The organism is Pseudomonas sp. yb_2 (assembly GCF_043103905.1).
GTDB lineage: Bacteria > Pseudomonadota > Gammaproteobacteria > Pseudomonadales > Pseudomonadaceae > Aquipseudomonas > Aquipseudomonas alloputida.
In genome coordinates this window covers 51,216-75,488 of the sequence record NZ_JBICKH010000033.1, presented here as the reverse complement: position 1 = coordinate 75,488, position 24,273 = coordinate 51,216, and the positions used below count along the sequence as shown (strand labels likewise).

20 protein-coding genes are annotated in these 24,273 nt (G+C 62.2%); 11 read left to right on the top strand and 9 right to left on the bottom strand.

Annotation, left to right across the window (positions count from 1 at the left end):
• Positions 1-159: 159 nt before the first annotated feature.
• Complete coding sequence (fadD1, locus tag ACF8FB_RS07310; protein WP_003254620.1) at positions 160-1,857, top strand: long-chain-fatty-acid--CoA ligase FadD1; 1,698 nt, start codon at positions 160-162, stop codon at positions 1,855-1,857.
• 243 nt (positions 1,858-2,100) lie between these two features.
• Here the strand turns inward: fadD1 and ACF8FB_RS07305 are convergent, their stop codons facing one another.
• Together ACF8FB_RS07305 and ACF8FB_RS07300 are read right to left on the bottom strand one after the other, a co-directional pair.
• Positions 2,101-3,408 carry an FAD-binding oxidoreductase gene (locus ACF8FB_RS07305; RefSeq protein ID WP_350298177.1) on the bottom strand — a complete coding sequence of 436 codons (1,308 nt, stop codon included), beginning with the start codon at positions 3,406-3,408 and terminating at the stop codon, positions 2,101-2,103.
• A 24-nt stretch (positions 3,409-3,432) separates the two neighbouring features.
• Positions 3,433-4,797 (bottom strand): glutamine synthetase family protein, encoded by a 1,365-nt coding sequence (locus ACF8FB_RS07300; RefSeq protein WP_010955221.1) that lies wholly within the window; start codon positions 4,795-4,797, stop codon positions 3,433-3,435.
• Positions 4,798-5,300: 503 nt separating this feature from the next.
• Between ACF8FB_RS07300 and hrpA the strand changes: the two genes are divergently transcribed.
• Complete coding sequence (hrpA, locus tag ACF8FB_RS07295; RefSeq protein ID WP_350298176.1) at positions 5,301-9,206, top strand: ATP-dependent RNA helicase HrpA; 3,906 nt, start codon at positions 5,301-5,303, stop codon at positions 9,204-9,206.
• Between the two features lie 174 nt (positions 9,207-9,380).
• Positions 9,381-10,502, top strand: a complete 1,122-nt coding sequence (locus ACF8FB_RS07290; RefSeq protein WP_392511157.1) for a beta-ketoacyl-ACP synthase III — start codon at positions 9,381-9,383, stop codon at positions 10,500-10,502.
• Between the two features lie 200 nt (positions 10,503-10,702).
• On the opposite strand, the gene ACF8FB_RS07285 is transcribed toward ACF8FB_RS07290, so the two are convergent.
• Entirely contained in the window at positions 10,703-11,947 is a 1,245-nt protein-coding gene (locus ACF8FB_RS07285) for a putative porin (protein ID WP_003254615.1), read from the bottom strand.
• Between the two features lie 262 nt (positions 11,948-12,209).
• Here ACF8FB_RS07285 and ACF8FB_RS07280 point away from each other — a divergent pair, with 262 nt between their 5' ends.
• Entirely contained in the window at positions 12,210-13,337 is a 1,128-nt protein-coding gene (locus tag ACF8FB_RS07280) for a GNAT family N-acetyltransferase (RefSeq protein WP_392511156.1), read from the top strand.
• 105 nt (positions 13,338-13,442) lie between these two features.
• Here the strand turns inward: ACF8FB_RS07280 and ACF8FB_RS07275 are convergent, their stop codons facing one another.
• From ACF8FB_RS07275 to ACF8FB_RS07260, 4 genes are all read right to left on the bottom strand, one after another.
• Positions 13,443-15,275 carry an ABC transporter ATP-binding protein gene (locus ACF8FB_RS07275; protein WP_392511155.1) on the bottom strand — a complete coding sequence of 611 codons (1,833 nt, stop codon included), beginning with the start codon at positions 15,273-15,275 and terminating at the stop codon, positions 13,443-13,445.
• 62 nt (positions 15,276-15,337) lie between these two features.
• A complete protein-coding gene (locus ACF8FB_RS07270) occupies positions 15,338-15,895 on the bottom strand; it encodes a peptidylprolyl isomerase A (protein ID WP_020191622.1) in 558 nt (185 codons plus the stop codon).
• A complete protein-coding gene (locus ACF8FB_RS07265; protein ID WP_010955215.1) occupies positions 15,889-16,701 on the bottom strand; it encodes an alpha/beta fold hydrolase in 813 nt (270 codons plus the stop codon). Before ACF8FB_RS07265 ends, ACF8FB_RS07270 begins: the two co-directional genes overlap by 7 nt.
• Before the next feature lie 13 nt (positions 16,702-16,714).
• Positions 16,715-17,638 (bottom strand): LysR family transcriptional regulator, encoded by a 924-nt coding sequence (locus ACF8FB_RS07260; protein ID WP_003254610.1) that lies wholly within the window; start codon positions 17,636-17,638, stop codon positions 16,715-16,717.
• Positions 17,639-17,686: 48 nt separating this feature from the next.
• Here ACF8FB_RS07260 and ACF8FB_RS07255 point away from each other — a divergent pair, with 48 nt between their 5' ends.
• The 3 genes from ACF8FB_RS07255 (at position 17,687) to ACF8FB_RS07245 (ending at position 19,854) form a co-directional block, all read left to right on the top strand.
• Positions 17,687-18,001, top strand: a complete 315-nt coding sequence (locus tag ACF8FB_RS07255) for a hypothetical protein (RefSeq protein ID WP_012051530.1) — start codon at positions 17,687-17,689, stop codon at positions 17,999-18,001.
• A gap of 110 nt (positions 18,002-18,111) precedes the next feature.
• Complete coding sequence (locus ACF8FB_RS07250) at positions 18,112-18,711, top strand: FMN-dependent NADH-azoreductase (protein ID WP_392510747.1); 600 nt, start codon at positions 18,112-18,114, stop codon at positions 18,709-18,711.
• A 267-nt stretch (positions 18,712-18,978) separates the two neighbouring features.
• Complete coding sequence (locus tag ACF8FB_RS07245) at positions 18,979-19,854, top strand: carboxylate/amino acid/amine transporter (RefSeq protein ID WP_350298174.1); 876 nt, start codon at positions 18,979-18,981, stop codon at positions 19,852-19,854.
• Between the two features lie 41 nt (positions 19,855-19,895).
• Here ACF8FB_RS07245 and ACF8FB_RS07240 read toward each other — a convergent pair whose 3' ends face one another.
• On the bottom strand, positions 19,896-21,197 hold the full coding sequence (locus ACF8FB_RS07240) for a mechanosensitive ion channel family protein (RefSeq protein ID WP_392510745.1): 1,302 nt from the start codon (positions 21,195-21,197) through the stop codon (positions 19,896-19,898).
• Between the two features lie 103 nt (positions 21,198-21,300).
• Here ACF8FB_RS07240 and ACF8FB_RS07235 point away from each other — a divergent pair, with 103 nt between their 5' ends.
• Entirely contained in the window at positions 21,301-22,662 is a 1,362-nt protein-coding gene (locus ACF8FB_RS07235; protein WP_392510744.1) for a DEAD/DEAH box helicase, read from the top strand.
• Positions 22,663-22,733: 71 nt separating this feature from the next.
• On the opposite strand, the gene ACF8FB_RS07230 is transcribed toward ACF8FB_RS07235, so the two are convergent.
• Positions 22,734-23,006, bottom strand: coding sequence for a hypothetical protein (locus ACF8FB_RS07230; protein ID WP_003254599.1), 273 nt, complete (start codon positions 23,004-23,006; stop codon positions 22,734-22,736).
• Between the two features lie 214 nt (positions 23,007-23,220).
• On the opposite strand from ACF8FB_RS07230, the gene ACF8FB_RS07225 reads away from it, so the two are divergent.
• The 3 genes from ACF8FB_RS07225 (at position 23,221) to ACF8FB_RS07215 (ending at position 24,203) form a co-directional block, all read left to right on the top strand.
• Entirely contained in the window at positions 23,221-23,499 is a 279-nt protein-coding gene (locus tag ACF8FB_RS07225; protein ID WP_010955211.1) for a BrnT family toxin, read from the top strand.
• A complete protein-coding gene (locus ACF8FB_RS07220; RefSeq protein ID WP_004576871.1) occupies positions 23,477-23,731 on the top strand; it encodes a BrnA antitoxin family protein in 255 nt (84 codons plus the stop codon). The genes ACF8FB_RS07225 and ACF8FB_RS07220 overlap by 23 nt, the downstream gene beginning before the upstream one ends.
• 76 nt (positions 23,732-23,807) lie before the next feature.
• Entirely contained in the window at positions 23,808-24,203 is a 396-nt protein-coding gene (locus ACF8FB_RS07215; protein WP_003254595.1) for a hypothetical protein, read from the top strand.
• Positions 24,204-24,273 lie beyond the last annotated feature (70 nt).

Genomic DNA, 24,273 nt, shown 5'->3' with positions numbered 1-24,273 from the left:
CCATAAGGCCTGTTTTGGCCTCTAGGCGACCCCAGACAAAGCTGTTACTCTCGGCCCGCTTCCAGATGATCCGGTTTGCAACGAACCGTCATCTCATATCAATAATAAGCGCATCGACGCGTGAATCGAACTTCGCTGTTGCTGAAGGAGTGGGCTTCCATGATCGAAAATTTTTGGAAGGATAAGTACCCAGCCGGGATTACGGCGGAAATCAATCCTGACGAATTCCCCAATATCCAGGCAGTACTCAAGCAATCCTGCCAACGCTTTGCCGACAAACCGGCCTTTAGCAACCTGGGCAAGACTATCACCTATGGCGAGTTGTATGCGTTGTCGGGGGCGTTTGCCGCCTGGCTGCAGCAGCATACCGACCTCAAGCCGGGTGACCGCATTGCCGTGCAACTGCCCAATGTCCTGCAATACCCGGTCGCGGTCTTCGGTGCCATGCGTGCCGGGCTGATCGTGGTCAACACCAACCCGCTGTACACCGCGCGGGAGATGGAACACCAGTTCAACGACTCGGGTGCCAAGGCCCTGGTGTGCCTGGCCAACATGGCCCACCTGGCGGAAAAAGTGGTGCCCAAAACCCAGGTCAGGCACGTTATCGTCACTGAAGTTGCCGACCTGCTGCCACCACTCAAGCGCCTGCTGATCAACAGCGTGATCAAGTACGTGAAGAAGATGGTGCCGGCCTACAACCTGCCGCAGGCCGTGCGTTTCAATGACGCCCTGGCGCTGGGCAAGGGCCAGCCCGTGACCGAAGCCAACCCGCAGGCCAACGACGTGGCGGTGCTGCAGTACACCGGCGGTACCACCGGTGTGGCCAAAGGCGCCATGCTGACCCACCGCAACCTGGTGGCCAACATGCTGCAGTGCCGCGCACTGATGGGCGCCAACCTGCACGAAGGCTGCGAAATCCTCATCACCCCGCTGCCGCTGTACCACATCTATGCGTTTACCTTCCATTGCATGGCGATGATGCTGATCGGCAACCACAACGTGCTGATTAGCAACCCGCGAGACTTGCCGGCGATGGTCAAGGAACTGGGCAAGTGGAAGTTCAGCGGCTTTGTGGGCCTCAACACCCTGTTCGTTGCCCTGTGCAATAACGAGGCGTTCCGAGCCCTGGATTTCTCGGCGCTGAAAATCACCCTGTCGGGCGGCATGGCCTTGCAGCTAAGCGTGGCCGAGCGCTGGAAGGCCGTTACCGGTTGCGCCATCTGCGAAGGCTACGGCATGACCGAAACCAGCCCGGTGGCGGCGGTGAACCCGTCGGAAGCGAACCAGGTGGGCACCATCGGTATTCCGGTGCCGTCGACCTTGTGCAAGGTCATCGACGACGCCGGCAATGAGTTGCCGCTTGGCGAAGTGGGCGAGCTGTGTGTGAAGGGCCCGCAGGTGATGAAGGGCTACTGGCAGCGTGAAGACGCCACGGCTGAGATTCTCGACAGCGAAGGCTGGCTGAAGACCGGTGACATCGCCGTGATCCAGGCGGACGGCTACATGCGCATCGTCGACCGCAAGAAAGACATGATCCTGGTCTCAGGCTTCAACGTGTACCCCAACGAGCTCGAAGACGTATTGGCGGCCTTGCCGGGCGTGCTGCAGTGCGCTGCCATCGGTGTGCCGGACGAGAAGTCGGGTGAAGTGATCAAGGTCTTCATCGTGGTCAAGCCGGGCATGACCGTGACCAAGGAGCAGGTGATGGAGCACATGCGTGCCAACGTCACCGGTTACAAGGTACCGCGCCACATCGAGTTCCGCGATTCGCTGCCTACCACCAACGTGGGCAAGATCCTGCGCCGCGAACTGCGTGATGAAGAGCTCAAGAAGCAAGGCTTGAAGAAGATCGCCTGACCATAAGCCTGCACGCTCAGTGTGGGGGCGGCCTCGTGTCGCGAAAGGGCCGCGACGCGGCCCTGGGATTTCGGCGGCGATGCATCAATGGCTGGGGGCGGCGCCGTCTTCAGACATTGTGAGCCCCTGTAGGAGCGGGTTTACCCGCGAATACGGTAGTGGCGACAACGGTGAACGGCGGGTGGAGATCGGTCAGCAGGGCCGGCCCTTTCGCGGGTAAACCCGCTCCTACATCCGCGCAACTCAGCGCAGCTTCTCGAGCATCTGGTAATACCACATCCCCGCCGCCAGCAGCGGGTTCCCCAGCAAGTCCCCCATCGGCACCCGCACATGCTTGCACTGGGCGAAGGTGTCGAACTTCTCCAGCGTCCCGGTCAACGCTTCGGCCATGATCTCGCCCATGATGTGGCTGGTGGCAATGCCATGCCCCGAGTAACCCTGGCAGTACCACACGTTGTCCGACAGCTTGCCCAGCTGCGGGATGCGGTTGACCACGATGCCCATGGCGCAGCTCCACTGAAACTCGATCGGCACCCCCTTCAATGCCGGGAAGGTGCGTTCGATGCAGGGGCGCAATTCGCCTTCGATGTCCCGTGAATCCTTGCCTGAGTAGTTGGCGCCGCCGCCGAACAGCAGGCGCTTGTCGGCCGTCAGGCGGTAGTAGTCGAGGACGAAGCGGCAGTCGTACACCGCCAGGTCCTGCGGGTTGATCTGCTCGGCCAGCTCACCCAGCGGCGCGGTGGTGACGATACCGCCCATGGCCGGGAAGATCTTGCCCTTGAGCTGGCGCTTTTCGAGCTTGTGATACACATCGCCGGCCAACATCACCTGGCGTGCCTCCACCCGGCCATGCGCGGTAACCACCGCCGGGCGCGGGCCATGGACGATGTCCAGCACTTCGGAATTTTCGAATATCAGTGCACCCAGGCCATGTGCGGCACGGGCTTCGCCCAGGCACAGGTTGAGTGGGTGCAGGTGCAGGTTGCGCAGGTTCTTCAACGCACCCAGATAAAGCGGGCTTTGCAGATGCTCGGCCACTGCAGCGCGATCGAGCAATTGCACCTGATCGCCCATGCCACGGCGCCGCGCTTCGGCCTCGAACGCACGCAGTTCGTTCATGTGCGAAGGCTTCATGGCTGCATGCAGGTGGCCACGCTTGAGGTCACAATCGATGCCATAGCGCGCCACGCGCTGCTCGATCACCTGGTGCCCGCGCCAGCGCAAGTGCCAGATGAAGTCGTCAACTTCGGCGCCCAGATGGTTGCGCATCTGCGAGCGCATGGCCTCGTCGCCCGACAGGCTGCCGGTGACCTGGCCGCCGTTGCGCCCGCTGGCGCCCCAGCCGATACGGTTGGTTTCGACGATGGCGACCTTCAGGCCGCGCTCGGCCAGTTCAACCGCCGTGGCCACGCCCGTAAAGCCACCGCCGATGATCGCCACATCCACCTGCACCGTGCCCTTGAGTTGCGGGTACGCAGTGTGGTCGTTGAGGGTGGCGCTGTAGTAGGACGGCGCGCGCTGCGCCGGGCCGTTGTTCAATGCTGCGTTCATGGGTGTTCCTTGTTATTTAGGGGCTCAGGCCTGGTGCAGGTACCAGCGCCAGTCCTGTTCGCTGACTTCGGCCATGAACTGGCGGTACTCGGCGCGCTTGACCTTCAGGTACACGCCAAGGAAGTCTTCGCCCAATGCTTCACGGGCCCAATCGGAATGTTGCAGGGCGTCGAGTGCGGTCAGCCAGTCAGTGGGCAGGTGTTCGGTGGCCTGGGCATAGCCGTTGCCTTCAACGGGCGCGCCTGGGTCAAGCTGTTCGCGGATGCCCCAGTGGCTGGCAGCAAGGATCGCCGCTGCAGCCAGGTAAGGGTTGGCATCCGCGCCACAGATGCGGTGCTCCACATGGCGGCTGTTGGCAGGGCCTCCTGGCACACGCAGGCTCACGGTGCGGTTGTCCACGCCCCAGGTTGGCGCCAGGGGCGCATAGCTGTTGGCCTGGAAGCGGCGGAAGGAGTTGGCGTTGGGGCAGAACAGCAGCAGCGAGTCGCGCAGGTGGCGCAGCATGCCGGCCACGGCCTGGCGCAGCAGCGGGGTGCCGGCCTTGTCTTCGCTGGCGAACAGGTTGTTGCCGGCGCTGTCGGCCAGGCTCAGGTGCATGTGCATGCCGGTGCCGGCCAGTTGGGCGAATGGCTTGGCCATGAAGCAGGCCTGCATGCCGTGGGCATGGGCCACACCTTTTACCAAGCGCTTGTAGCGCACCGCCTGGTCCATCGCCTGCAGCGCATCGCCATGCTCCAGGGTGATTTCCACCTGGCCCGGGGCGTACTCGGAAATGGCCGTGCGCGCCGGGATGCCTTGGGCCTTGCAGGCAGCGTACAGGTCGGCGAGGAACGGTTCGATCTGCTCCAGTTCGCGCAGGCCATAGACCTGGGTGCTGCGGGGGCGGCCGCCATCGTTGTCCAGTGCCGGTTGTGGGCGGCCCTGGGCATCACGCTGCTGGTCGAGCAGGTAGAACTCCAGCTCGCAGGCCATCACCGGGTGATAACCATCGGCCTTCAACGCTTCGATGGTGCGCAGCAGCACATGGCGTGGGTCCGCGATGCTGGCCGGCAGACCCTCGCTGGGGTGCATGCTCACCTGCACTGCGGCGGTGGGCACCCGGCGCCAGGGCAGGCGCACCAGGCTGCCGTCAAGCGGGTAGGCACGGCAGTCGATGTCGCCGACGTCCCACACCAGGCCGGAGTTTTCCACGTCGTCGCCGTTGAGGGTCAGGCCAAGGATGGTGCTGGGCAGTGGCCGGCCTGTCTGGTACACGGCCAGCAGTTCCTCGCGGTGCAACAGCTTGCCGCGTGGCACACCGTTGGCGTCGAGGATGAACAGTTCGAACAGCTCGATATCGGGGTTGTCGGCCAGAAAACGGGTAGCCTGCTCTACAGGGGCAAAGTGCATGATCAATTCGCTCATAGACGCGCAGGGCCACCGCGCAAGCAGGCGGCCCGGTTGAGTCAAACGGCCAGACGCTGGCCGGGTTTGGTCACAATGGCGTGAGCGAAGTGTCCGGTGGGCGCGCGTGACGGCAGTGCCACAAGGCCCAGAAGGCGAGGATGATGTGGACCAGCGGATTTTCCCCGGCACGGCTCCGGGCCTTCGGTAGCGAAGGGCGGGACGACGGTGGGGCGATGGGCTGGGCGGGAGTCATGCCTTTGATACTCACATGCGGCGTAAGGTTGATTAAAGCAGTGAATGGCAACCTTTACATCGCACTTGGCTAAACATTCGTGTTGAAAGCATCACGGTCAAAGTGGAAGCGGCCTTGCGGCCCTATCGCGACACAAGGCCGCTTCCACAGGGAGCGTGCAGGCAGCAGAGAATCCGCAAATCTGCGACAATCGCCCGACTTTCCGAATGCCGATCATGAAAAAGCAGGCTCACCTGCATCACTAAAAAGCCCCATGACTGACCACGCCATCGACAAACTGCTGCAAAACCTCGACCACGCCATGATTGCCGACCGCCATCGCCTGCGCCGGCAACTGCACGAACTGCGCAAGCGCCCCGACGAGGCGAAGCTGGCGCAGTGGGTGGAGAAGGTCCAGGCCTCCTGCGCTCAGGTCACCGCGCGTCAGCAGAGCGTGCCGACCGTACGCTACGACGACAACCTGCCCATCGCCGCCAAGCGTGACGAAATCAAGAAGGCCCTGGCCGAAAACCAGGTATTGGTGATCGCCGGCGAAACCGGCTCTGGCAAGACGACCCAGTTGCCGAAAATCTGCCTGGAGCTTGGCCGTGGCAGCCATGGGTTGATCGCCCATACCCAGCCACGCAGGATCGCAGCGCGTAGTGTGGCCGCGCGAGTCGCTGAAGAGCTGGGCACGCCCCTGGGCGCGCTGGTCGGCTACCAGGTGCGTTTCGAAGACCAGAGCGATTCCAATACCTTGGTCAAGCTGATGACCGACGGCATTCTCCTGGCCGAAACCCAGCATGACCGCTTCCTTGAACGCTATGACACGATCATCGTCGACGAAGCGCACGAGCGCAGCCTGAACATCGACTTCCTGCTCGGCTACCTGAAAACGTTGCTGCATCGCCGACCGGACCTGAAACTGATCATCACCTCGGCCACCATCGACCTGGAGCGCTTCTCCAGGCATTTCGACGGTGCGCCGATCATCGAGGTGTCCGGGCGCACCTTCCCGGTGGACACCTGGTACCGCCCGCTGACCAGCGAGCAGGACGAAGAGGGCAACCAGATCGAGGACGACCTCACCGTCGATCAGGCCATCCTTGCCACCCTCGACGAGCTGGCGCAGCACGAACGCAGCGAGGGCAAGGGCCCGGGCGATGTGCTGATCTTCCTGCCGGGCGAGCGGGAAATCCGTGATGCCGCCGAGATCCTGCGCAAGGCGCAACTGCGCCATACCGAGATTTTGCCGCTGTACGCGCGCCTGTCACCGGCCGAGCAGCAGCGTATCTTCCAACCGCACACCGGGCGCCGCGTGGTGCTGGCCACCAACGTCGCCGAAACCTCGCTGACCGTGCCTGGCATCCGCTATGTGATTGACACCGGTACTGCGCGCATCAGCCGCTACAGCTACCGCGCCAAGGTCCAGCGTCTGCCGATCGAGGCCGTGTCACAGGCCAGTGCCAACCAGCGTAAAGGCCGTTGCGGCCGGGTCGAGCCGGGCATTTGCGTGCGTCTCTACAGCGAAGAGGACTTCAACAGCCGGCCAGCGTTTACCGACCCGGAGATTCTGCGCACCAACCTGGCGGCGGTGATCCTGCAGATGTTGCACCTGCGCCTGGGCGCAATCGATGCCTTCCCGTTCATCGAGCCGCCGGATGGCAAAGCCATCAGCGACGGCTTCAACCTGTTGCAGGAGCTTTCGGCGGTTAACCGCGAGAACCAGCTGACGCCAATTGGCCGCCAGTTGGCGCGCTTGCCGATCGACCCGCGTCTGGGCCGCATGCTGCTTGAAGGCGCGCGCCTGGGCAGCCTGCAGGAAGTGCTGATTGTCACCAGCGCGCTGTCGGTGCAGGACCCGCGTGAACGCCCCCCAGAACGCCAGCAGGCCGCCGATCAGGCGCACGCACAGTGGAAGGACGTGGACTCGGACTTCGCTGCGCTGGTCAACCTGTGGCGTGGCTTCGAGGAACAACGCCAGGCGCTGACCGCCAACCCGCTGCGCAACTGGTGTCGCAAGCAGTTCCTGAACTACTTGCGGCTGCGCGAGTGGCGCGATGCTCATCGTCAGTTGGCGCTGATTTGCCGTGACCTGCAGCTGACGGTGAACAAGGAACCGACCGATTACCAGAAGCTGCACAAGGCAATCCTCAGCGGGCTGCTCAGCCAGATTGGCCAGAAGACCGAAGAGGGCGACTACCAGGGCGCCCGTCAGCGGCGCTTCTGGGTGCATCCATCTTCGGGCCTGGGGCGCAAGCGCCCGCAGTGGGTCATGGCTGCCGAGCTGGTCGAAACCACCAAGCTGTATGCGCGCATGGTGGCCAAGATCGAGCCGGACTGGATCGAGCCGCTGGCCGGCCACCTGATCAAGAAGAACCATTTCGAGCCGCACTGGGAGAAGAAGCGCGGGCAGGTGGTGGCCTACGAGCAGATCACGCTCTACGGGCTGATCCTGGTCGGCCGTCGGCCGGTGCACTACGGCCCGATCGACCCGGCGACCTCGCGCGAGCTGTTTATCCGTGAAGGCCTGGTGGGTGGCGAAATCCAGTCGCGGGCCAAGTGCCTGGCGGCCAACAAACGCCTGCTTGGAGAGCTGGACGAGCTGGAAGCCAAGGCTCGCCGGCGTGACATCCTGGCTGACGAAGAAACGCTGTACGCTTTCTATGAAGCGCGCCTGCCGGCGGAAATCCACCAGACGGCGACCTTTGATAGTTGGTACCGCATGGGCAGCCAAAAGGACGCCAACCTGCTGATCATGCGCGAGGAGGACGTGCTGGCCCGCGAGGCCAGCGAAGTGACCGCCGCACAGTACCCCGACAGTATGCAGGTGGGCGATCTGCGCCTGCCGCTGAGCTACCACTTCGAGCCCGGCCACCCCCGTGATGGTGTGACGGTGCGGGTGCCGGCACCGCTGTTGCCGAGCCTGCCGGGCGAGCGCCTGGAGTGGCTGGTGCCGGGCCTGCTGGAGGCCAAGTGCGTGGCGCTGGTGCGCAACCTGCCCAAGGCCCTGCGCAAGAACTTCGTCCCGGTGCCAGACTTCGTCAAGGCTTCGCTGGCGCGCATGACCTTCGGCCAAGGGGCGCTGCCACAGGCCCTGGGCCAGGAGCTGCTGCGCATGACCGGTGCACGTGTGTCGGACGAGGCCTGGGACGAGTCGGTCAACCAGGTCGAGGGCCACCTGCGCATGAACATCGAAGTGGTCGATGGCCAGGGCAAGTTCCTTGGCGAAGGCCGCGACCTGGCGGAACTGACCGCGCGCTTTGCTGCCGCCAGCCAGGCCGCCCTGGCCGTGCCGCGTGACGCCAAGGGTGAGCAGCCGGTGCAGGCCAAGGCCTTCAGCGAAGTGAAACAGACCGCCCAGCAGAAGATCGCCGGCCTGTCGATGACCGTGTACCCGGCACTGGTGGAAGACAACGGCACTGTGCGTGAAGGGCGTTTCTCGACCCAGGCCGAAGCGGAGTTTCAGCACCGCCGCGCCTTGCAACGGCTGTTGCTGCAGCAACTGGCCGAGCCGGCCAAGTTCCTGCGCGGCAAGCTGCCGGGGCTGACCGAGCTGGGCCTGCTGTACCGTGAAATGGGGCGGGTCGAGGCGCTGGTCGAAGACATTCTGCTGGCCAGCCTGGACAGTTGCATCCTGGAAGGCGAACAACCGTTGCCACGTGATGGCGCGGCCTTGGCCGCGCTGGCTGAACGCAAGCGCGGCAGCTGGGCCGAGCATGCCGAGCGCCTGGCAAGGCAAACCCTGGAAGTGCTGAAGCTGTGGCATGGTCTGCAGAAACGCTTCAAGGGCAAGATCGACCTGAGCCAAGCGGTGGCACTGAACGACATCAAGCAGCAGCTAGGCAACCTGGTGTACCCGGGCTTCGTGCGCGAAACGCCTGGGGTGTGGTTCAAGGAGTTGCCGCGTTACCTCAAGGCGGTTGAATTGCGCCTCGAAAAACTTGGCTCGCAAGTGCAGAAAGACCGGGTGTGGAGCGGCGAGCTGGCCAATTTGTGGGCGCAGTACAAGGCCCGTGCCGACAAGCATGCCCAGGAAGGCAAGCGCGATGAGCAACTGACCGTGTACCGCTGGTGGCTGGAAGAATATCGAGTGTCGCTGTTTGCCCAGCAGTTGGGGACCAAGGTGCCGATTTCTGACAAGCGATTGAGCAAACAATGGAGTCAGGTGGAAGGCTAACCTCTATTATTTGTGGCAAACTTTGGGGCGTTTGGGGCCGCTTTGCGGCCCTTGGCGGGTGACACCGCCTTGCGGGGGTAAACGTAGGCCCCTGAATTGGCACTAAAGTGCCATTAACCTGTCATGTTTCCAGCCAGCGCCCTGTGGCGGTGGCCTTTGACCAGAGGAACGACCGTGCATAACGTCGTGATCAGCGGCACCGGCCTGTACACCCCGGCCCAGAGCATTTCCAACGAAGAGCTGGTGGCTTCCTTCAATGCCTGGTCGCAGCAGTTCAACCAGGGAAACGCTGCCGCCATCGAGCGCGGTGAAGTCGAGGCGGCGCCGCTCTCCGACGCGGCGTTTATCGAAAAGGCCTCGGGCATCAAGAGCCGCTTTGTCATGGACAAGGCCGGTATCCTCGACCCGCAGCGCATGAAGCCGCGCCTGCCCGAGCGCAGCAACGATGAACCGTCAGTGCTGTGTGAAATGGCCGTGGCCGCTGCCCGCCAGGCCCTGGAGCGCGCAGGCCGAACGGCGGCCGATGTCGACGGGGTGATCGTCGCCTGCTCCAACTTGCAGCGCCCTTACCCGGCGATCGCCATCGAAGTGCAACAGGCACTGGGTGTCCAGGGCTTTGCCTTCGACATGAACGTGGCCTGCTCGTCGGCCACCTTCGGCATCCAGACCGCCGCCAATAGCGTAGCGCTGGGCCAGGCGCGGGCGGTGCTGATGGTCAACCCCGAAGTGTGCACCGGCCACCTCAACTTCCGTGACCGCGACAGCCATTTCATTTTTGGCGATGCCGCCACCGCCGTGTTGCTGGAGCGTGCCGACCAGGCCACTTCGGCGCACCAGTTCGACATCGTCAGCAGCAAGCTCTGGACTGAGTTCTCCAACAACATCCGCAACAACTTCGGCTTCCTCAACCGTGCGGCGGAAGAGGGCGAAGGCGCTGCGGACAAGCTGTTCATACAGGAAGGCCGCAAGGTGTTCCGCGAGGTGTGCCCGAAGGTGGCCGAGCTGATCGGTGAGCACCTGCAGGAGAACGGGTTGCAACCAGGCGACGTGAAGCGCTTCTGGCTGCACCAGGCCAACCTCAGCATGAACCAGCTGATCGTCAAGAAACTGTTGGGGCGTGAAGTGGCCGAGGAAGAGGCACCGGTGATTCTGGACCGTTACGCCAATACCAGCTCGGCGGGGTCGGTGATTGCCTTCCACCTGTACCAGGATGACCTGGCCAAAGGCTCGTTGGGCGTGTTGAGCTCGTTTGGTGCGGGGTATTCGATTGGTAGTGTGATTCTGCGCAAGCGCTGATTCATCAGGCGCCTGTTACGGCCTCTTCGCGGGCTTGCCCGCTCCCACAGGTACAGCACAGTTCTCAAGGTCTGTGGTGATACTGTGGGAGCGGGCAAGCCCGCGAAGGGGCCGGCGCATTTCACACAGACAAAAAGAAGCGGGAAACGCCGGATGGGGTCGGCGTTTCCCGCTTCAGGTGAAGCAGAGCAGGGTGTTGCTTAGAACTTGGCTTCCAGGTCTACCTGCAGGGTGTCGACGTCAGCATTGCTGTTCGGCAGCTGCGACAGGTCGGTCTTGGCCATCAGGTAGGCAGCACCCAGGGAGAAGTTCTTGTCGATCTCGTAACCGACCTTGAACTTATGACCGCGCGAACCGGTGTAGCCGTTGCCGAAGTCCGAATCGGTGAACAGGCTGACCACCGCGTTACGCTGCACATCGCGGTAGTTGTAGTCCAGGCTCCAGGCACCCATTTTGGTTTTCAGGCCAGCCAGCCAGGCCTGATCTTCGCCGTCGGTGCTGTCGGTGTTCTTCACGTACTGGCCATAGGCCGACAACGGAATGGCCAAGCCAGTGAAGTCGATCTGGCCAAAGCCTTCCACCAGATTGAACTCGTTGGTGGTGTTGCCGAACGACTGCAGGATGGCTGCTTCCTTGTCGTTGTCGTAACCATAGATGCTGGCACCCACGGTGAGCTTGAGCACGTCGGCCGGCGCGAACTTGGCGCCCAACTGGCCGTGGTAGACCTGCGCATCGTGCTTGTACTGGACGCCGTCACCATCGACGTTGTCCTTCAGGGTGTACTGACCGGCGCTGGCAAACACTTCGGCCCCGCCCAGGTCAGCCTTGTAGGTGGCCGCCACACCTTCCGGGTTGATGTCGCTATCCCAGATGATGTCGCCCATGCTCACCCAAGGCTGTTGCATCTTGCCGCCAATCAGGTGCAGGTTAGGGACTGCAGTCGGGTGCCAGTCGAGGTAGGCCAGGTCGACCCACAGCGACTTCTTGTCGAAGTAGTTGTCGAAGCTCTGGTTGGTCGAACGTCGGTCAGCGCTGCTGCCAGTGGCGATACGGACCCCAGCGTCGACCTGCGGGTTGATCTCGCTGTAGAAGCCGACACGGGCACGTACTCGCTGGCGGTCCTGGTTGCCGCTGCTGCTGTTCGGATCGTCGACGTTGACGTCTTCGTAACGCAGGCGCACGTCACCCTTGATCTGGGTCTTGGCGGCCCATGCCACTTTTTGTTCAAAGGAGCTCATACGTTCGGACTGAGCTTTCTGGTCGGCCTTTTCCTTGGTTTCTTTTGCCAGGTCGCCCTGCAGTTCGTTGTACTGCGCCTGGTTGATCGAGCCATTGGCGCGGAGCATTTCGAGCAGCTTGGCGTCGACAGCAGCACTGGCCGGGGCACTCAGGGCCAGCATCATGCCGGTGAGGCTTACTCCGGTAAGTGTGGAAACAAGACGCATAAGGTTCTCCCTACTGAAAAAAATGGGGGAGGCTCAAGCGCCTGCCCCTGCGTTGGCATGTCTTCGGAAAGGGCCTGAATAGACAGGTTCTAGGGTTCCGGAAAACAGGCGCAAGTATTGCGGGGGCCAATGACAGATTAATGTCTGATTAGTGGCACTGTTGTTAAGTAATTGAGTATTAAAGGTCCCACCCGGCGTTCGTCATTTGAGCGACGGGCCTTCCTTGGGGATACTGACGGTCTTCAGACAGCGAGCCGAAAACGTGACCAGCCTGTACAGCCTTGCCCACCTGCGTGATCTTTCGACGGCCACCTGGGATGCCCTTGTGCCAGCCGGCCAACCCTTCCTGCGCCATGCTTTTCTCAGTGCAATGGAGGACAGCGGCAGCGTGGCGCGCAACACGGGCTGGGCCGCCGAGCACCTGGTGCTGGAGCGAGGCGGGCAGGTGCGGGCGCTGTTGCCCGCGTACCGCAAATGGCACTCGTTTGGCGAGTATGTGTTCGATCATGGTTGGGCCGATGCTTGTGAGCGGGCCGGTATCGCCTACTACCCAAAACTGCTTGGCGCTGTGCCGTTCAGCCCGGTCAGCGGCCCACGGCTGCTGACGGCCGATCCGGCTGACGGTTTGTTGATGCTGCAGGCCCTGCCGGAGTATCTGGGCAAGGGTGGGCTTTCCGGAGCGCACATCAACTTCACCGACCCGGCGCTGGACGCGCAGTTGGCGGGCCTGCCTGGGTGGATGGAACGCCTGGGCTGCCAGTTTCACTGGCAAAACCGGGGGTATCGCGACTTCCAGGACTTTCTCGACAGCCTCAGCTCGCGCAAGCGCAAGCAGATGCGCAAGGAGCGCGAGCAGGTGGCGGGGCAGGGTATCGACTTCCGCTGGTACCGCGGTGATGAACTGGACGAGGCACAGTGGGATTTCGTCTTTCTATGCTATGCCAACACCTATGCGGTGCGTCGTCGTGCCCCCTACCTGACGCGCGAATTTTTCAGTCTGCTGGCCGAGCGCATGCCCGAGGCGGTGCGCGTGGTGATGGCCCGCCAGGGTGGGCGTGATGTGGCCATGGCCTTGAGCCTGGTGGGCGGCGACAGCCTGTTTGGCCGCTACTGGGGCTGCCTGGATGAGTTCGACCGGCTGCATTTCGAGACGTGTTTCTACCAGGGCATGGACTTTGCCATTGCCGAGGGTTACCAGCGTTTCGATGCCGGGGCACAGGGCGAGCACAAGTTGATACGCGGGTTCGAGCCGGTGTTGACGCGGTCGTGGCATTACCTGCTGCACCCGGGGTTGCGGCGGGCGGTGGAGGATTTTCTGCTGCAGGAACGGGAAGGGGTCAAGGGGTATGCCGAAGAGGCGCGGGGGATGTTGCCCTACCGCCGGGACTGAGAGATCTGTGTTGCCTGTGCCGGCCTTTTCGCGGGTAAACCCGCTCCTACAACGATAGCGAACCTGTGTAGGAGCGGGTTTACCCGCGAAAAGGCCGCGCAGGTGTCAATCGACCCCGACAAAACCTCCGGTCTGGTGGTGCCACAACCGGGCATACAGCCCTTGCTGCTCCAGCAACTCACTGTGGCTGCCACTCTCGACAATTCGCCCCTTGTCCAGCACCACCAGCCGGTCCATACGGGCAATGGTGGAAAGCCGGTGGGCAATGGCGATTACCGTCTTGCCCTGCATCAGCGTCTCCAGGCTTTCCTGGATCGCCGCTTCCACTTCCGAATCCAGCGCCGAGGTGGCCTCGTCCATGATCAGGATCGGCGCATTCTTCAACAGGACCCGTGCAATGGCGATACGCTGACGCTGGCCACCCGACAGCTTGACCCCGCGTTCGCCCACATGGGCATCGAAACCGGTGCGGCCCTGGGCATCCGAAAGCTGTGGGATGAACTCGTCAGCCCGCGCGCGGCGCACAGCTTCATGCAGTTCTGCATCGCTGGCACCGGGGCGGCCGTACAGCAGGTTTTCGCGAATCGAACGGTGCAGCAGCGAGGTATCCTGGGTGATCATGCCGATCTGTGCACGCAGGCTGGCCTGGCTCACCTTGGCAATGTCCTGGCCGTCGATGAGGATGCGCCCACCCTGCACGTCGTACAGACGCAACAGCAGGTTGACCAGAGTCGACTTGCCTGCCCCGGACGGGCCGATCAAACCGATTTTCTCACCCGGGCGGATGTCCAGGTTGAGCCCTTCTATGACATTGGTGGCCTTGCCGTAATGGAAGTCGACGTCAACGAAACGCACCGCGCCGCGGCTGACCTTCAGGGCCGGCGCATTGGGCGGGTCGGTGACGGTGACCGGCTGGGCGATGGTCTGCAGGCCGTCCTGCACCATGCCGATGTTCTCGAAGATGCCGTTGACCACCCACATGATCCAGCCCGACATGTTGACGATGCGGATCACCAGGCCAGTGGCCAGGGCGATGGCACCCACGGTGATCAGCGATTGGCTCCACAGCCACAGGGCAAGGCCGGTGGTGGCGACCACCAGCAGGCCATTGAGGGTGGTGATGACCACGTCCATGCTGGTGATCACCCGGGAGGCCAGCTGGGTTTTCTCGGTCTGCTCGCGGATTGCCTCACGCGCATACTGCTGTTCGTAGTCGGTATGGGCGAACAGCTTCAGCGTTGCGATGTTGGTGTAGCCGTCGACGATACGCCCCATCAGCTTGGAACGTGCGTCCGAAGACACCACCGAGCGCTCCTTGACCCGTGGCACGAAGTAGAACAGCGCTGCAATGTAGCTGACGATCCACGCCAGCAGCGGCAGCATCAGGCGCCAGTCGGCCTCGGCGAACAGCACCAGCGAGGTGATGGCGTAGATCAGCACATGCCATAGCGCGTCCACCGCCTGCACGGCGGAATCGCGCAGCGAATTGCCGGTCTGCATGATGCGCTGGGCTATACGCCCGGCGAAGTCGCTCTGAAAGAAGTTCAGGCTCTGCTTGAGCACATAGGTATGGTTTTGCCAGCGGATCAGGCTGGTCATGCCGGGGTTGATGGTCTGGTGCACCAGCAGGTCGTGCAGGCCGAAGAACAATGGCCGCAGCAGCAGAATCACCACCAGCATCCAGATCAGCTCGCCGCTGTGCTGGCTGAAGAAGTTGGCATTGGGCGTACCCTGGGCCAGGTCGATGATGCGGCTGAGGTAGCTGAACATCGCCACCTCGATCAGCGAGGCGACCAGGCCGACCACCAGCAGGGCCACGAAGCTGGGCCACACCTGGCGCAGGTAATACAGGTAGAACGGCCACACCGTGCTCGGGGGGGCTTCGCTCGGTGCCTCGCGGAAAATATCGATCAGTCTTTCGAAACGGCGGTACAGCATGGGCGACAACACTCCTGTTCGTCCGACCCTCAGGCGGTTTCACATCCCTGTGAAGCCTGCAGTCAGTCGATACGTTTGGCGGACTTGATATAGACCGGATCGGCCGGTACGTCGCGCATGCCTTTTTTGATGGTGGTCGGCGAGTTGACGATCTGATCGACCACTTCCATGCCTTTGGTCACCTTGCCGAACACGGCATAACCGGCGTCGCGGCCTGGGTTGAGGAAGTCGTTGTCGGCGACGTTGATGAAGAACTGGCTGGTGGCCGAGTTCGGGTTGGACGTGCGTGCCATCGACAGGGTGCCGCGGGTGTTCTGCAGGCCGTTGCTGGCCTCGTTCTTGATCGGGGCCTGGGTTTCTTTTTGCACCATCTGGTCAGTGAAACCGCCGCCCTGGACCATGAACCCCGGGATCACGCGGTGGAAGATGGTGTTGTTGTAGAAACCGCTGTCCACGTACTGCAGGAAGTTCTTGGTACTGAGCGGTGCCTTCTCGGCGTTCAGCTCGATTTCGACCTGGCCGAAGCTGGTGTCCAGCAGGACGTGCGGGGTCTTGTCGGACGCCATGACACTGGTGGCAAAGGCGACCGAGCAGGCGGTGAGCAGGAGTTTTTTCAGCATGGGCTCAAAGATCCTTGAGAAGTGGAAGCGGCTGCGAGGAACTGCAGCAGGGTCTGGTTGAAGACCTCGGGTTGATCGAGGGGTGTAGCGTGCCGGGAATCGTCGACGACGACCAGCCTGGCGTTGGGTATGAGGGCGACGTAGCGCTCTTTGAGTTGTATCGGCGTGTAATCGTGGTCGGCGGCGATCACCAGGGTAGGACAGTGAATCTGCCCGATGCGTTCCTGCACGCCCCAGTCGACGATGGCGTCGAAGCTTTTCAGGTAGGCGCGCTTGTCGTTGCGCGCCCAGCGCTGGGCCATTTTCTGCCGCAGGTCTGCTTGTTGTGGTTTGGGGAACAGCCGCTCGGCCAGCCCCTTGCCGACGGTTTCGACACTGAGGATGCGCGCCAGGCTCCAGCGCTTGAGCCACCACGCCCAGTCACTGCGGGTGCGGCGCTTGACCTCAGGGGCGCTGTTGACGATGCACAGGCTGCGCAACCATTGAGGGTGGTCGACGGCAAACTGGAAGCCGACCATGCCGCCCATGGACAAGCCGACGAAGTGCACCGGGCCTGTGTGCAAGTGTTCGAGCAGGGCCAGCAGGTCGGCACTGAAGGTGGCGATCTGGTAACCGTCAGCGGGTTTGTCGGAGCGACCGTGGCCGCGGATGTCCATGAGTATCACCCGGTAGTGGCGGCTGAACAGCGGCACCTGCAACTCCCAGTCCTGGCAGCTGGAGCCCAGGCCGTGCAGCAACACCAGGGGTTCGCCCTGGCCATATTCCTCGTAATGCAGCGTGCATCCTTCGTGTTCGAAATAGGCCATGGGCGCGGTCCTCTCAGGCTTGTGGGGGGGCTGCGAAGGGCACGTCCAGTGGCGCGGTGTCGAAATTGCGCAGCAGGTCGATGAGAATCTGCGTGGCCGGGCCCAGGGTCTTCTCTTTGCTCGAATAAAGGTAGAACAGTGGGTGGCGGCTGCCACCCTGATCCAGCGGCAATGGCTTGAGCACGCCTTCGCGCAGCTCGCGCTCGATCATGTGACGGGGCAGCCAGGCAAAGCCCAGGCCGCTGCTGACGAAGGTGGCGGCGGTGCCCAGGCTGCCGACGGTCCAGCGCTGCTCGGCGCCCAGCCAGCCGACGTCGCGCGGTTGGGCGCGGCCGGAGTCACGAATCACCACCTGCAGCTGGCTTTCCAGGTCCTGGAAGGTCAGTTCGCGTCCCAGGCGGTGCAGGCTGTGTTCGGGGTGGGCGACGGCGATGAATTCCACTGCGCTCAATTCGGCGCCCAGGTAGCCGCCGATGCTGTAGCTGCTGATGGCCAGGTCGGCGATGCCTTCGTGCATCACTTCCTCCACGCCAGACAGCACTTCTTCACGCAGGCGCACCCGGCAGCCGCGGCTTTGTGGCATGAACGCAGCCAGCGCGCGTACCAGACGGGCGCTGGGGTAGGCGGCATCGACCACCAGGCGCACCTCGGCTTCCCAGCCCTGTTCCATGTGGTGGGCCAGGTCTTCGAGCTGGCTGGCCTGCTTGACCAGGTGGCGCGAGCGGCGCAGCAGCACATTGCCGGCCTCGGTCAGCACCGCCTTGCGGCCATCGATGCGCAACAGCGGGACGCCCAGCTGCTCCTGCATGCGGGCCACGGTGTAGCTGACCGATGACTGCGAGCGGTGCAAGGCCTCGGCGGCCTGGGCAAACCCGCCGTGATCGACCACTGCTTGCAGGGTTCGCCACTGGTCAAGGGTTACGCGCGGCGCTTTCATCTTTCGCTCCTGTTGTCCTAAGCTGCGCTCTTTCAAGGAGAGCGGCCCATGAAGAAATGTTGTGCGGCAATACTGATGTGCCTGCCCCTCGGGGCCATGGCTTATCCCATCGATGTGGAGAAGGAGCTGACCGGGGTCAAGCTCGACTACACCGCCTATGACACGGCCTATGACATTGGCGCCATCACCCTCAACAACTATGGGCAGGTCCCGGCGGCGTGCAAGGTGACCTTCCGCAATGGCCCAGAGGCACCGCGGGTGCGCCGTGTGAACGTACCGGCAGGTAAAAGCGTCGATGTCACCGCGAAATTCAATCGGCAAATCATCAAACTGCGGATCGCCTTGAACTGCAGCGCGGAATAAACTGATTAATCGATAGATTGGACCCACTTTTTACGCTTTTTTATCGATAGGTCAAGCCTTAATCTCACCTCCATCGAATCGCACCCTTTTTTGCCGATGGAGGCACCCCCATGTCCCGCGTACTGATCATCGAAAGCAGCGCCCGCCAGCAGGATTCCGTTTCCCGTCAGCTGACCAAGGACTTCATCCAGCAATGGCAGGCCGCTCACCCGGCCGATCAGATCACTGTGCGCGACCTGGCAGTAAGCCCGGTTCCCCACCTGGACGCGAACCTGCTGGGCGGCTGGATGAAACCCGAAGAACAGCGCAGCGCCGCCGAACTGGAGGCCCTGGCCCGTTCCAACGAGCTGACGGATGAGTTGTTGGCTGCCGACGTACTGGTGATGGCTGCGCCCATGTACAACTTCACCATCCCCAGCACCCTGAAAGCCTGGCTGGACCATGTGCTGCGTGCCGGCATCACCTTCAAATACACCCCGACCGGCCCGCAAGGCCTGCTGACCGGCAAGCGCGCCATTGTCCTGACTGCCCGCGGCGGCATCCATGCGGGTGCCAGCAGTGACCACCAGGAACCGTACCTGCGCCAGGTCATGGCTTTCATCGGCATCCACGATGTCGACTTCATCCATGCCGAAGGCCTGAACATGAGCGGCGAGTTCTACGAGAAGGGCGTCAACCAGGCCAAGGCCAAGTTGGCGGCGGTGGCCTGAGGCATCACGAATTCCCAACCCTGACACCTGTTTTTGCTCCTTTGGGTGTACCTGCCCGGCTTGTATGGCCGGGCTTTTTTATCCCTGGGGTTTGAGGTCGCCAATGTTGGCCTCTTCGCGGGTAAACCCGCTCCTACAAAGGCCATTGCGGTCCCTGTGGGAGCGGGAGTGCCCGCGAAGAGGCCGGTACAGCCCCTACATTCCTCATGGTTGAACTCATTCGCCGCAACCCGCTAAGGTCGCCGCCTTGATTCACGAGAGGCAACCATGGGCTACCTGATAATCGTCGCGCTGATCCAGGCGTTTTCCTTCAGCCTGATCGGCGAGTACCTGGCCGGGCACGTCGACAGCTATTTTGCGGTGCTCGCCAGGGTGCTGCTGGCCGGCCTGGTGTTCCTGCCGTTGACCCGCTGGCGTCACGTCGAGCCGCGCTTCATGCGCTGGATGCTGCTGATCGGCGCGTTGCAGTACGGCATCACCTACGTCTGCCTGTACCTGAGTTTCCGCGTGCTTACCGTACCGGAGGTGCTGCTGTTCACGATCCTCACGCCGCTACACGTGACCTTGATCGAAGATGCCCTGAACCGGCGCTTCAACGCTTGGGCGCTAGTGGCCGCGCTGGTCGCCGTGGCCGGTGCTGCCGTGATCCGCTTCGACAGCATCAGCGGCGAGTTCTTCATCGGCTTCCTGCTGCTGCAACTGGCTAACTTTACCTACGCCGCTGGCCAGGTGCTGTACCGTCACCTGGTCGCTCGCCACCCCAGCGACCTGCCACACTACGCCCGCTTCGGTTACTTCTACCTCGGTGCCTTGCTGGTGGTGCTTCCGGCCTTCCTGCTGTTCGGCAACACTCAGCACCTGCCGAGCACTGATGTGCAATGGCTGGTGCTGTTGTTCCTGGGGCTGTGTCCGACGGCGCTGGGGCTGTACTGGTGGAACAAAGGTGCATGCCTGGTTTCTGGCGGTACGCTGGCGGTGATGAACAATCTGCATGTGCCGGTGGGGCTGCTGCTGAACCTGTTGATCTGGAACCAGCACGAGCCGCTGGGGCGGCTGTTGATCGGCGGGGGGATCATCCTGGCGTCGGTGTGGCTGAGCCGCCTGGGTGGGCGCGCACAGGCGCCGCTGGCCGGCAAGGCCTGACGCGCCCGTTGATCCGGGGCTGCAAGGCAGCCCCGGCAATCTCAAGCCTCGCTCATTTCTTCCAGGCGACGCGGCATCGGCTCTACCGCCGTGCGCCCGGCCAACCCCACGCGCATATCATTGCCACTCGGCTGCTGATACAGGCTCAAGCCGAACTCTGGCAACACCGCCAGCAGATAGTCGAAGATATCCCCCTGGATCCGTTCGTAATCCGCCCACACCGTGGTGGTGGTGAAGCAGTAGATTTCCAGCGGTACGCCTTCGGCGGTGGTCTGCATCTGCCGCACCATGCAGGTCATGTTCGGATGAATATTGGGGTGGTTCTTCAAATAGGCCAGGGCAAACGCGCGGAAGGTGCCGATGTTGGTCAGCTTACGGCGGTTGGCCGACAGGTCCGCCACCGGCCCCAGCGCCTCGTTCCAGTTTTGCAGTTCCTGGCGCTTGCCCGCCAGGTAGTCACTCAGTAGCTGCACCTGGCTCAGGCGCTGTTCTTCTTCGCGGGTGAGGAAGCGCACGCCGGCGGCGTCGATGAACAGGCTGCGCTTGATGCGCCGGCCACCGGACTGCTGCATGCCGCGGTAATTGCGGAATGACTCGCTCATCAGGCGCCAGGTGGGGATAGAGACGATGGTCTTGTCGAAGTTCTGCACTTTCACCGTGTGCAAGGTGATGTCCACCACGTCGCCATCGGCGCCCACCTGCGGCATTTCGATCCAGTCACCCACATGCAGCATGTCGTTGCTGGTCAACTGCACGCTGGCGACGAACGACAGCAGGGTGTCCTTGTACACCAACAGCAGCACCGCCGACATCGCACCCAGGCCGGACAGCAGCAACAGCGGCGAGCGGTCGATCAGGGTAGCGACGATGACGATCGAGGCGAAGATCCACAGCATCATCTTGGCCAGTTGCACGTAGCCCTTGATCGAGCGGGTGCGGGCATGTTCGGTACGGGCATAGATGTCGAGCAGGGCATCCAGCAGGCATGACAGCGCCATGGTCATGAACAACAGGGTAAAGGCCAGGGCGACATTGCCGAGGAAGTGCTGAGCAGTGTCGGACAGCTCAGGCACCAGCTTCAGGCCGAACTGCAGCACCAGGGACGGGGTTGTTTGCGCCAGGCGGTGGAACACCTTGTTGTGGCGCAGGTCGTCCAGCCACTTCAGCGCAGGCTGGCGGGCCAGCAGGCGCGCGCCGTGCAGTATCAGGAAGCGCGCCAGGCGGCCGACTACCAGGGAGATGAGCAGCAGTACCGCCAGACCGATGGCGGCGTGCAGCATGGGATGTTGGTCGAGGGTGCCCCACAGGTCGAGGGAGTCACGCCAGATTCGTTGGATATCCATGGGCTTGCGTACAGTCTTGTTGCGAAACGAAGCCGTATTAGAGCGCGGATAGCGACAAAGTTGCCAAAAGAAATTCGGCTAAGGCTGCAGAAAACGTTACCCTATGCAACTGAATTTCCCGCACTTGTCTGAGGTTACCTCCGTGTTCTCCCAATTCGCCCTGCATGAACGCCTGCTTAAAGCCGTGGCCGAGCTTAAATTTGTCGAGCCAACCCCGGTGCAGGCCGCGGCCATCCCCCTGGCCCTGCAAGGGCGGGATCTGCGTGTGACTGCGCAGACCGGCAGCGGCAAGACGGCGGCCTTCGTACTGCCACTGCTCAACCGTCTGGTCGACCTCAGCGGTCCGCGTGTCGAGATTCGCGCGTTGATCCTGCTGCCGACCCGTGAACTGGCCCAGCAGACCCTCAAGCAGGTGCAGCTGTTCTCGCAGTTCACCTACATCAAGTCGGGCCTGGTGACTGGCGGCGAAGACTTCAAGGAACAGGCCGCCATGCTGCGCAAGGTGCCTGACGTGCTGATCGGCACCCCGGGCCGCCTGCTCGAGCAGCTCAATGCCGGCAACCTCGACCTGTCCCACGTGCAGGTCCTGATCCTGGACGAAGCCGACCGCATGCTCGACATGGGCTTTGCCGAAGACATGGAGCGCCTGTGCAAAGAGTGCGAAAACCGCGAGCAGACCTTGCTGTTCTCGGCTACCACCGGTGGCGCGGCCCTGCGCGACATCATCGGCAAGGTGCTGAAAGACCCTGAACACCTGATGCTCAACAGTGTCTCGCAACTGGCTGAAGGCACCCGCCAGCAGATCATCACGGCCGACCACGACCAGCATAAAGAGCAGATCGCGCAGTGGTTGCTGGCCAACGAAACCTTCGACAAGGCGATCATCTTCACCAACACCCGCGCCATGGCCGACCGCATCTACGGTCACCTGGTGGCCAAGGACGTGAAGGCTTTCGTGCTGCATGGCGAAAAGGACCAGAAGGACCGCAAGCTGGCCATCGAGCGCTTCAAGCAGGGCAGCTCCAAAGTGCTGGTGGCGACCGACGTGGCAGCCCGTGGCCTGGATATCGACGGCCTGGACCTGGTGATCAACTTCGACATGCCACGTAGCGGTGACGAGTACGTACACCGTGTGGGCCGTACCGGCCGTGCCGGTGGCGAAGGCCTGGCGATCTCGCTGATCACCCACAACGACTGGAACCTGATGTCGAGCATCGAGCGCTACCTCAAGCAGCAGTTCGAGCGCCGGGTCATCAAGGAAGTGAAGGGCACCTACAACGGGCCGAAGAAGGTCAAGGCCTCGGGCAAGGCGGCCGGTAGCAAGAAGAAAAAGGTCGAGAAGAAGACCGGTGACAAGAAAGCCGCAGCCAAGCGCAAGCCTACTGCCAAGCCGAAGGCCAACGCGCCTCTGGCCAGTGCTGACGGCCTGGCACCGCTGAAGAAGCGCAAGCCTGCTGCTCAATAAGACTCACGCAGGCCCTTTGCAGAAGCGACGCAAGTTCGCATCTGCGAAGGGCGTGCGCAGGCGACGAACGATCACTCCGCTTTTTTCTCTGCCTGTTTCAACTCCTTGATCCGCTGGTCGATCAGCTGACACTTGTCGGGCAAGTCCTTGCTCGCCGTCCCCAGATCCATCCCCTGAAGCTCATCATTGATCTCCTTGGCCTTTTGCGGGTTCTGCTCAGTCAACTGAGTAACCAGCCCGGCCAGCTCCTCACGTTTCTGCGTTGCTTCTTCAGGTGTGCATGCCCAAGCGGGCAGGGCGCAGAGCAGGGCAGCGGCACAGGCTATGGGCAGTAGCGGTTTCATCCTTCCAACCTCCGGCGGTGGTGATGCCCGGTGGAGGGCTGGGGGGCAGGGAAGTTCAGGGCTTGCGACCGATGGAAGATTTCTTTGGTGGTGGTAGTCCGTTTCTGAAACGCTCCCGTATCCCTCCAGCGCCGTTGAGCAGCACGCTACATCGCTCTAGTCTCGAAGGAAAAGAGGGGGTATTGTATGTACAGCTGTAAATACAGGTCGTCCCATGTTCTTTGAATGGGACGAAGGGAAAAACCAGAGCAATATCCGCAAGCACGGCATCGACTTTGCCGACGTTCCTGACATGTTCAACCATCCCATGCTGATCCGGCGTGATGAGGATGTGGAATGTGCTGAAGAACGTTGGGTCAGCCTAGGATGGCTAAAGGCGCTGATAGGTGTCGTCGTGTACACGGAGAGGCGGGGTGAGGTGATACGCATCATTTCTGCAAGAAAAGCCACCAAACGGGAGGCCAGGTACTATGACCAAATCATCGAGAACTGATTGGAGCCGCCTGGCCCGACAGGACGACAAGGATATCGACACATCAGATATCCCTGAACTGGACCAGGACTTTTTCCGCCAGGCCGAGCTGCGCGTTCCCGCCAAGCAGACGGTGACCATTCGACTGGATTCAGATGTCCTCGCCTGGTTCAAAGAGCAGGGCAGCGGCTACCAGACCCGCATCAATCAATTGCTGCGCCAATACATGCAAGCGCAACAACGCCAGCGCTAAGCGCTTCGGAACGCTTGGCAACCTTGGCAGGTCCCAACCTGTGTACCCCTTTCGTCCACAGCAGGAGCCCGTAGCCATGAGCATCGCCTACGACTGGGACCTGATCGAACGCTTGCTGCACGAAGTGCAGAACGGCGCCGGTCACAGCTTCACGCCCCGCCCCTATGCCGAGCAGCATGCTGCTGCACTGGCCGCCAAGGGTGAGCCGGTGGGTGACGTGGATCACCTGAAAACCCGTGCATGCGAGTATGAAAAGCTGCTATTCGAGCGCGGATTCATTGAATGCCGACCTGAAGAGGACGGCGGCAATGGCGAAAACTTCGTCCTGACCGAACGCGGCTCGCGCTTGATGAGCCTGATCGACAGCAGCATCCCCGGCTTCGAGCACCCGCGCCAGGTGTTGGATGAGCAGGAGGATGCGCTGGACGAAACGACGTTCGAACAGGTATCTGCGAAGGCACAGATTGCTTGAGGTCGTTTTAAGGCTGGCAAGTGCAGCGTTCAAAACCCGATAATCGGTAGCTTCTGAACGCTGCCGAGCC